Source organism: Rhodococcus sp. FH8 (genome assembly GCF_019266085.1).
Classification (GTDB): domain Bacteria; phylum Actinomycetota; class Actinomycetes; order Mycobacteriales; family Mycobacteriaceae; genus Rhodococcus_F; species Rhodococcus_F qingshengii.
Window position 1 is genome coordinate 1 of record NZ_LPNQ01000039.1, and the last position, 8,489, is coordinate 8,489.

Annotated in this window: 10 protein-coding genes and 3 pseudogenes; 5 read left to right on the plus strand and 8 right to left on the minus strand. The window is 61.7% G+C overall.

What is annotated here, in order from left to right:
* Positions 1–292: pseudogene (locus ATN38_RS00385) on the minus strand (hypothetical protein); the annotation flags it as partial.
* Here ATN38_RS00385 and ATN38_RS00390 point away from each other — a divergent pair.
* Positions 292–750 (plus strand): annotated as a pseudogene (locus ATN38_RS00390) (transposase); the annotation flags it as partial. The pseudogenes ATN38_RS00385 and ATN38_RS00390 sit on opposite strands and share 1 nt — an antisense overlap.
* A 970-nt stretch (positions 751–1,720) precedes the next feature.
* On the opposite strand, the gene ATN38_RS00395 reads toward ATN38_RS00390, so the two are convergent.
* The 6 genes from ATN38_RS00395 to ATN38_RS00420 form a co-directional block, all read right to left on the minus strand.
* Entirely contained in the window at positions 1,721–1,993 is a 273-nt protein-coding gene (locus ATN38_RS00395) for a DUF4235 domain-containing protein (RefSeq protein ID WP_003943358.1), read from the minus strand.
* A complete protein-coding gene (locus tag ATN38_RS00400) occupies positions 1,990–2,211 on the minus strand; it encodes a DUF3618 domain-containing protein (protein ID WP_003943397.1) in 222 nt (73 codons plus the stop codon). The genes ATN38_RS00395 and ATN38_RS00400 overlap by 4 nt, the downstream gene beginning before the upstream one ends.
* Positions 2,212–2,282: 71 nt before the next feature.
* A complete protein-coding gene (locus ATN38_RS00405) occupies positions 2,283–3,833 on the minus strand; it encodes a YhjD/YihY/BrkB family envelope integrity protein (protein ID WP_149357457.1) in 1,551 nt (516 codons plus the stop codon).
* Positions 3,830–4,228, minus strand: a complete 399-nt coding sequence (locus tag ATN38_RS00410; RefSeq protein WP_256670337.1) for a hypothetical protein — start codon at positions 4,226–4,228, stop codon at positions 3,830–3,832. Before ATN38_RS00410 ends, ATN38_RS00405 begins: the two co-directional genes overlap by 4 nt.
* Positions 4,215–4,778 carry a hypothetical protein gene (locus ATN38_RS00415; protein WP_003943350.1) on the minus strand — a complete coding sequence of 188 codons (564 nt, stop codon included), beginning with the start codon at positions 4,776–4,778 and terminating at the stop codon, positions 4,215–4,217. Before ATN38_RS00415 ends, ATN38_RS00410 begins: the two co-directional genes overlap by 14 nt.
* A 107-nt stretch (positions 4,779–4,885) precedes the next feature.
* Positions 4,886–5,152, minus strand: coding sequence for a hypothetical protein (locus tag ATN38_RS00420; protein WP_037130799.1), 267 nt, complete (start codon positions 5,150–5,152; stop codon positions 4,886–4,888).
* Positions 5,153–5,616: 464 nt separating this feature from the next.
* Here ATN38_RS00420 and ATN38_RS00425 point away from each other — a divergent pair, with 464 nt between their 5' ends.
* Together ATN38_RS00425 and ATN38_RS00430 are read left to right on the plus strand one after the other, a co-directional pair.
* The gene (locus tag ATN38_RS00425) at positions 5,617–5,820 is read left to right on the plus strand and encodes a hypothetical protein (RefSeq protein WP_149357456.1); all 204 of its coding nucleotides are present in this window, start codon (positions 5,617–5,619) and stop codon (positions 5,818–5,820) included.
* A gap of 140 nt (positions 5,821–5,960) precedes the next feature.
* Complete coding sequence (locus ATN38_RS00430; protein ID WP_073513721.1) at positions 5,961–6,284, plus strand: MerR family transcriptional regulator; 324 nt, start codon at positions 5,961–5,963, stop codon at positions 6,282–6,284.
* Here ATN38_RS00430 and ATN38_RS00435 read toward each other — a convergent pair.
* Positions 6,235–6,678, minus strand: a complete 444-nt coding sequence (locus ATN38_RS00435) for a hypothetical protein (protein ID WP_308255705.1) — start codon at positions 6,676–6,678, stop codon at positions 6,235–6,237. The genes ATN38_RS00430 and ATN38_RS00435 overlap by 50 nt on opposite strands.
* A 333-nt stretch (positions 6,679–7,011) precedes the next feature.
* Between ATN38_RS00435 and ATN38_RS00440 the strand changes: the two are divergent.
* Together ATN38_RS00440 and ATN38_RS00445 are read left to right on the plus strand one after the other, a co-directional pair.
* Positions 7,012–7,280, plus strand: a pseudogene (locus ATN38_RS00440) (transposase); the annotation flags it as partial.
* 188 nt (positions 7,281–7,468) lie between these two features.
* Positions 7,469–8,044 carry a recombinase family protein gene (locus ATN38_RS00445; RefSeq protein ID WP_003943371.1) on the plus strand — a complete coding sequence of 192 codons (576 nt, stop codon included), beginning with the start codon at positions 7,469–7,471 and terminating at the stop codon, positions 8,042–8,044.
* Positions 8,045–8,489: the final 445 nt, after the last annotated feature.

The window sequence follows — 8,489 nt, forward strand, 5'->3', positions numbered from 1 at the left end:
CGAACGGACCACGATCGAAATGCACATCCGGAAGGTCGAGCAGCGCAGCCTCTTCCGAGCGCAGTCCGGCATGATAGAGCGTCCGGAACAGCGCGTAGTCCCGAGCTGCCGGCCCATATTTTCGGGCGGTGATGATGCGCGCCTTCATGAACTCGAAGAACTCCCGCACGCGCTCCGGAGTCGGAGGCGGCACCAGCGCCGGCGAATCGTCGCCGACATGGCGGGAGGCGTTGAACTCATCCACCGGACAGACCAGCTTCACCCCGAACACGGCCTCGATCTCGGCTGCCAAAAATCAACGGCACACTGCATTACTTGTGGCGGGCGGTCGACCAGCACGGGAACGTGCTCGATGTGCTGGTCCAGTCGCGCCGAAACGGCAACGCCGCCAAGCGATTCTTCCGTAAGCTGCTCAAGGGCTTGCAGTATGTGCCGCGGGTGATCGTTACCGACAAGCTGACCAGCTACAGCGTCGCTCACCGCGAGATGCTGGCCTCGGTCGAGCATCGCCGATCCAAGTATTTGAACAATCGGGCCGAGAACTCGCATCAACCCACCAGACAGCGGGAACATGCGATGAAACGGTTCGCATCGGCCCGGCACGCGCAACGTTTCCTGTCCGCGTTTAGTTCGATCTCACCGCATTTCCGGCCCGGTCGGTATCGACTGACCGCGCCCGAATGGCGTGCCGAGATGGCCGACCGTTTCGCGGTCTGGCAGGAAGTCACCGCGGCCGGTGTCGCCGCCTGAAAGTGAACTGCCCCAGCAGTGCCCTGTAACAGAATGCCCCAAACATCCTTCGCCGCTTCACTTTTCGATTAACGTGACAGTGCCCGGGGAACTATCTGGCCGTACGCGGGGAGAAACCATGGCCACAAAATGCGCCATAAATGGCCGCCAGTGGGGAGCTTACGACGGCCGTCGACATACCAGGTCGACGCGTTGCTGCGAGCCGGGCTCGACGCCGAAAACAATCATACCGACCACGCGAGTGCGAAGGCCTCACGCTCACAGTTCGATGAACGTTCCCCGTACCACCGTGTACGGGCACCTCAACACACGCACCCGGGCTGCGAGTTCGTCGGCTGTACCGGTGAACATGGTGGGCTGCGGTCCCTGTTGTGGCGATGCTGTCGCCGCGGATCTGCCTCTGCGGCTACGAGCCGAGCACCAGAGCCGAAGACGCCCACCAACGCGCGGACCTTCTTGGTTCGGTCATCGCCCGATCTCATTGCGACCAGTGCGAACCGCCGCCGGCCTTCGATGTCGCGTGCGCGGTGTGCGGCGACGGGCCGAATCCTCGCCGGCGATCTCGCCCAGGCCGCCCACAGTGGTGATGGTTTTCCGGACCCGGTGCGCCGGTGGCTCACAGCGAGCGGATGGACCGTACCGTCTGAGTTGCGGTGCCCGGATCACGCCTGAGGGTTGACGTCGTTGTCGTTGTCGCAGCGACTCGTCAGTCCTGTACTCCACGCCGAAGGCGTCGGAGAAGGGTGCACATCGGTTATTGCCCGGGTAATAACGTTGGTCTGCCCACCTGCACCAAGATGGTCGGTTCGTCCGCGTCCCCCGGCCGTGCGGCGCGTCGTATCTTCACGCGAGCCGGTCCTCACGACTGGTTCCATCGACCAGGCCGAGCCGCGGCATCGTCGCCGACCGCGCATCTTTCGATGCCGAGAGTCAACCCACTTATTTCGGCAACCTCGGTGACCGAGAACGTCTACACCGGATCTTCGTGAGTCAAGGCACGATAACCGGTGGCACCGGCTCGGTCCACTGCTGCCTTGACCAGGCCGAAGAATGCCCCTTGAATGACTGCGGCAATCAATACTTCTCGGACACTACGGTGGAGATCTTTCGGGTTCGGTGCGGCCGCGTCGTTGTCGTCGACGCGCTTCCAAATCTGTTTGAACACCACGCCGGCGGCGATACCGCCGAGCACGCTCGTCGCCAGGGAGAGCGGTTTGTAGATTGCTTTCACGACCGCGCTCATCGATCACTCCTTCTGTGAGACCGCTTGCGGCGGAAGATGATCAACGCGACGAGGGCGATGCCGAGCGAGACTGCGGTGAGGATTTGCGGGTTTTCTTTGGCAAAGGCTTTCGCTTCGTGCAGCTGTGCATTCGCACTGTCCTGCACCCGCGCGGGTACATCCGCTTTGGCGGCGAGCGCGGCGACGGTGTCCGCGAGATCGGCGCGCTGTTCTTCCACGCTCCGCTCCGGGTCAGTCGACGCGGTCGCCCCAGGTGGAATGCTCTCGGACGGGTTGTCATGACTGTCGGTCATCGGATGCCCTTCTTGATGGTGGAGATGTCTTCGCTGACGCTGGCCGCGGTGTCCTGCGGAACTGGTGGTAGTGCCTTCTTGGATCGGGTTGCGCCCACCGCGGCCACCGCTCCGCCGATCATCAGAACAGTAACGCCGACGATCAGCGCTGCGAGCCAGGGGGCAACGACGGTGGCGAGTCCGAGTACTGCTGCGGCGATCAGAGTTGCGAGTCCGAACAACGCCAAGACGGCTCCCGCTCCGGAGATGCCGATCCCGATCCCGAGTCGGGTGCCTTTGTTTTTGACTTCGTCCAGTCCGGCGGCGATTTCAGTGCGCACCAGTGTCGACACTTGCTCGGTGAGTCGCTCGACGAGTTGAACGGTCGACAAGTCCGCCGCTTGGGGGGAGTTCGGCGTAGGGGTGCGCTCAGCGTGGTCGCGTGTGGGATCACTCATCGGTGTTCCTCCCGGTTTCGGTGGGTACGGGTCGGCAGAACTAGCAGCCCTGGACTTTTCGCTACCGTGGTCGGAGATGTGCGCCTGACGCAACTCTCGCCCACGTTCGACCTCGTCGGCGTCTTTCTGGGCGTTCTTGTCCGAGACGCGAGTGTCTCTGGGCGGGAGTTGGAGTTGTTCTTCGGCGGCGATCCCGGCTTGAAGTTGTCGTCCGCGTTCGAGTTCGGAATCGAGTTCTGCGCCGAACAGCAGTGCAAGGTTGGTGATCCACAACCACAGCAGGAACACGATCGCGCCGGCGAGGGAGCCGTAGGTCTTGTTGTAGCTGCTGAAGTTGGCGACGTAAAACCCGAAACCGACCGATGCGAGGATCCACACCACAATGGCCAGGGCGGCGCCGCCGCTGATCCACCGAAACTTCGGTTGCTGGATGTTCGGAGTGGCGTAATACAGAATCGCAACGGCGAGAACGACGAACACCAGCACCACCGGCCAGCGAGCGATATTCCAGACAGTCAAGGCGGTGTCTCCCGCCCCGATCACATCGCCGATCGCTCGTGCAACGGGCCCACTGATCGCCAACATCGCTGCAGCGCAACCGATCAACGTCAACGCGACGATAGTCACCAGCAGCATCACCGGCCGAAGTTTCCACACTGGACGGCCTTCGTTGACCTCGTACATGCGGTTCATCGCACGCCCGAACGCTCCGACATACCCGGAAGCGGACCATAGCGCGCCCGCGATACCGGCGATGAGGGCGAACCCAGCCGCCGGGGCTTGCACGAGCTGCTGAATCGGTCCCCTCAGGGTATCCACTGCCGAGGATGGACCGAGGGCGCCGACAATTTGCAAAACCGCATCCACGGTCGACTGACCTTGGCCGAATACTCCGAGAAGGGAAACCACTGCCAGGATCGCCGGAAACAGCGACAGCACAGCGTAATACGTCAACGCAGCCGCGAGGTCAGTGCACTGATCACGCGAGAACTGGCGAGCGGTCGAGCGCAGTACGTAGAGCCACGACGATTTCGTCAGCTCGGTCGGCGACTGCGGTTTGCGAGGGTCGTCCGGGTCCGCCTCGACCGGAGCGGTGTCAGCGCCGGTCATCTCTGATCAGTTCCTCTCGCTCGAACTTGTACGTAGTAGTTGCGCAAAACCTGTTCGTCATCAGGAGTTAGAGCATCGACATGTCCCCGCTCCGGTGCAGCGCTGACCTGGGCGCCGGTGAACGGCACTCGCAGGCTTTGCCCGTCACGATAAGCACCAGTCAGGGGAACCAAGGCATACCCAGCGTCATCGAAGTCCACAGTCACCCAATGCGGTGACGCTGTGATCGGATCGAGAAGCAACGACCCGATCACACCGATAACATCGCCGTCAACTCCGATTACCTGCCCTCCGCGCAGCAGTCGAGCGTCCTCCACCGTAATCGTCGAACTGTCACTGTTTTGCATCATCAATCGTGTCTGTTCGGGAAACAGTGCGGGTTCACTTGCGGACACGACGGGCCAGAGTGGAACCGAGCCCGGTGAGAATTTGTGCGGGGCGTTGCTGCTCGCCCTGCTGCGCTCCCAGAACGACGATGGCCCCGGTCAGAGCCGGCAGAGCCCACTGCACATACTGCAGTTGCCGCTGAGCGGCGGTGACCTCGTCGGGGGTCGAGGGCGCCGGTTCGGTAGCACCCTCGACGTATTCGCCGTCTGCTGTGGCGATCTTGGCTCCGAGGACACCGCTGTATGCGGTCGCCGCAAGGGCAGCGCCCGTGACAACGATCTTGGTGATCGTGTTCGCTTTGACCCCGCCCTGGTGTTGCGCTCGGTCCCTGTTCGCATACAGCAGTGCCCCGCCGCCGACGAGGTGAGCACCGATAGCGGCCGCGTTGACCGGAGCCCATTTCGCCCATCCCAACGAGGCGACCCGTGCGCGGTCCTGGGGGTCACGAACCGCATCGGCGGCGCCGTTAAGACCGACTGCCCCCATCAGCGAGCCGCCGAACCATGCTGCTGCTCCGAGGTCGTGCAGACTGCGAATGACGGTATTACGTGATGGCATAAGTTCCTCCTGGACTGGACTGGGATGGACGGTGGCGTCGGGGGATGTCGCCGACTTCGAAGCCGCTCGATGTCGCGAGGTGAGTTGCGGCAGCGAACTGTGGTCTCTCACGTAGTGAGCGTGCCTAGAACGAAGCGGAAAGCTACCGCGGTGCCGAGCGTAATTGCCAAGCCTGCGGCGACGTTGGTAAGCAGCCACCCCACCGTGAGGCCCAGGACAACAGCTGCCATGACCACCAACGCGACATCGATGAAAGGCCCACGCGGGATGCCTCGAAGCATCGAAGCGATACGCCGCCCGACGTCCGCTGCACCCCAGCTCGCGCAGGTGAAGCTGATCTCGCTGTGCCGAGTTGGTGAGACGGCGATCGTCATTATCGGGCTCCCGACTCTGTGAGTGCTTTCTTCGTACCTACGTCAACAACACTCTAAAATCTATACCATCGGATACAGATTATGAACAGCTGCCGAGCTGTCCACCGATTGAAAGGGGCTGCGTCATTGGTTGTTGCGTAGTTTCCTGATCTGCGGAGATTTCGTTCTCCGTCAACGGCCGAGGGCTCCCTTCTTTCTCATCCGTGTTGAGCACATAACCGCTGAGTACACGTTCGGGCTTCCATCTATGCGGGCCCAGAGGTGTGGAGGTCTTCTGAAGATCGCGGGCATTGAAGCAGAGTGGAAGGGGCAGAAGCTGGCAGAACCCGCCTTTGGTGTCTAAGGATTGGACGTCTATGCGCGCCGATATGGAGGGGCAAGTTGTGGAGTGGTTCGTATCGATATGGGATGAGGGATCCGGTTTTCTTCGCTATCGCGGCGGCTCCGGGTCCGATCGTGGGTGGGTGATCGAGCAGGTGGTTGCGGCGGGTTGCGCCGTCGCGTTCGGTGGTGATGGTTCGATGACCGGCCTTGTGGGAAACGCGGTTATTGCCGGCATGCCGATGGATTCGATCGCCTTCGGCGACTCGGCAATCAGCGATGATGATCTCGTCCGGTTGATCAGCGCCCGTTTCGATCGCGCGTGGGGCTGTATATCGCCTACCTGAGTTCCCCGTGCTCCCGACGTCTCTACCGGACTTTATTCCGCGAATGAAGAAAATATGTATCGTGGAGGTCAGATTAAATTTTTGTGCGTATGCAGTTAGGGAGTCGTGATGATGTCGGCCGAATTCGCTCAGGTGTGGCGATGACGAACAAGCGTTCACAGCAAGGGGTCTATGGGATTTCGGGGATGTCGGAGCTTTCTGGAGTGGGCCCTCAAACGCTACGACTGTATGAGCGGCGCGGTCTTTTGGCCCCCACTCGCACTGCAGGGGGGACGCGCCGGTACAGCGACGTGGATCTGAACACGTTGGACCGAATCACCGCACTGATCGACGAGGGGGTCAACGTGGTGGGGGTTCGGTTGATTCTCTCCCTCGAAGCCCAGAATGCACTGCTTGAGGCGCGTCTCGGTCAGTTCAGTGGGGCGGGACCGCTTCAGCGTGAGCGCCGTCTTCGCCGAGAGTGACGAGGCCGAGCCCCTCGCCGGTAGGAGAGACGATTGCTCCTTCGGAGCGACTGATGTCGCCGAAGTCTGCGTCCGCGAGGATCTTGTTGCCGTCCGCTTCGAGTTGTTCGAGAGCAGAATCGAAGGCGTCGATGATCCAGACTTGGGTGGCTGCGGTGAGTAGTTCGTCCAGTGCGTCGTCGGCGTTGGTTTGAAAAATTCGCACCAGCCAGGAGCCTTCGATCTCGGGGTCATCCGAGAGTCCGTGCGGGGTGTTGGTGGCGACGACGTAGCGGTTGTATTCCAGCTCGACGCGGATGGCGTACATCCCGGCGAGGTTGACGACGTTCACCGGACGTTGGGTTACGGCAGCCAATGCGGTCAATGCGTCGCCGTAGGTTTGCGAGTACTTCACTGTCAGGGGCATGGTCTTGGTCGGCCTATCTGTTCGGGGCCGATGCTGCTTGCATGGCTCATGGCAGGCCTATCTGTTCGGGGCCGATGCTGCTTGCATGGCTCATGGCAGGCCTGGCGCCGCTGTCGACTCAGGACTGTTCCTGATCTTATCTCGGATTGGCAACGACGACTGCTCTCGCGGGCATTGCCGTGATCGTTCTTCAGCACCACATCGCTTGGCCGTCTGTTTGAATGTGGCCTGCACGGGTAGTTGATGTCATAGACCGCGGCGCTGGGGACAGTGTCCGCTGTTCTCGAAGTATGTGGTTCAGCTCGAAGATAGATACAGGACTGGGCTGCCCGACCGCTCGACGAGGTATACGCTGCGATTTTCGTCGATGCGATCGTCGTCAAAGTCCGCCGGCGGTCAGGTCGCAAACCGGCCGATCTATGCCGCGATCGGCGTTAGCCTCGACGGACACCGCGACGTGCTCGGATTGTGGGCCGGCCCCGGCGGTGAGGGCGCCAATTTCTTCGATGAGCGTGCTGACAGACATCCGACATCGCGGCACCCGGGACGTATTCTTCCTGGTCTGCGACGGGCTCAAAGGCCTACCGGACGAAGCATCACAACACGAGTCACAGTCGACCCAGGTTCGGCCAACTCCCACACCAGTCGCTCCGGAGCGCGAACTTGCTGACCTCGACACCACCAAGTTCCATACCCACTGGAGCCCCGAGGTCGACCACCAACTCATGAACAGCCGCACCATCCCACAACACAGCAGCAGACCAGAAGGACCGAGACTGTGAGCATCATCGGATACGCCCGCGTCTCCACCCTCGAACAAAACCCCGAGCTGCAGCAGCACGCACTCCGCCAAGCCGGCGCGATCCGCATCTTCACCGACTACGAATCCGGCTCGACAACGCAGCGCCCCCAGCTCACCGAATGCCTGAACTACCTACGCGATCACGACGGTGATGTCCTTGTCGTCTGGAAACTTGATCGCCTCGGACGATCCGTCCGCCACGTCATCGACACAGTCCACAACCTCGGCGAACGTGGTATCGCATTCCGTTCCCTCACCGAAGGATTCGACACAACCACCGCAGGCGGCGAATTCTTATTCCACATCATGGCAGCCCTCGCCCAAATGGAACGCCGCATGATCGTCGAACGCACCCACGCCGGCCTCGAAGCCGCTCGACGCCAAGGTCGACACGGCGGCCGGCCCACCGTCATGACCCCCGAACGCACCGAACTCGCCCGCACGATGCGTGAACAGGGCAAAAGCCTCGACACGATAGCTTCGACACTCCGTGTCGGCAGATCCTCCGTCAGTCGTGCCCTCGCACCCGAGAAGGCCGGCGGGCAGCAGTAATCCTCACACGAACCAAGCACGAGCCGAACCGTCAAAACCGACGCGGTACCGCCCTGTGTCCGCAGCCTTTCCCTCCATTCGAGCCAACCCATCGGCAGGGTCCCGATGCGCCGCCGTTCCTTTGGCCGTGGGATCGGCGGCGAGAGCGCTCAAATACAACAGAATTGGCTCGGAAACCCCCGTGGGTCAACACATAATCATCAGCCATGTCTTCTGCCCGCCGTGGTGCGGAAGAGTTCCACGACCACCACGTATACCCCAACAGCGCAGCCGCAGCGAGAAGTGTACAGCCCACCAGGACTGCGAGGCCTGCGTCCGGGGACTGTTTCGTAATCGGTGTTTTGGCCCGAGACGCTGAGTGAATGCTCGGCGAGGAGGTGCCGAGATGACGACACTGGAGAATGTGACGAAGAAGAGGGCCGAGCCCTCCGCGGAAGCTGCGGCG

Coding starts and splice junctions, on each gene's coding strand:
- ATN38_RS00415 (WP_003943350.1), bottom strand. CDS start 4,778: ATGCCATCACGTAATACCGTCATTCGCAGTCTGCACGACCTCGGAGCA.
- ATN38_RS00430 (WP_073513721.1), top strand. CDS start 5,961: ATGACGAACAAGCGTTCACAGCAAGGGGTCTATGGGATTTCGGGGATG.
- ATN38_RS00395 (WP_003943358.1), bottom strand. CDS start 1,993: ATGAGCGCGGTCGTGAAAGCAATCTACAAACCGCTCTCCCTGGCGACG.
- ATN38_RS00405 (WP_149357457.1), bottom strand. CDS start 3,833: ATGACCGGCGCTGACACCGCTCCGGTCGAGGCGGACCCGGACGACCCT.
- ATN38_RS00420 (WP_037130799.1), bottom strand. CDS start 5,152: ATGACGATCGCCGTCTCACCAACTCGGCACAGCGAGATCAGCTTCACC.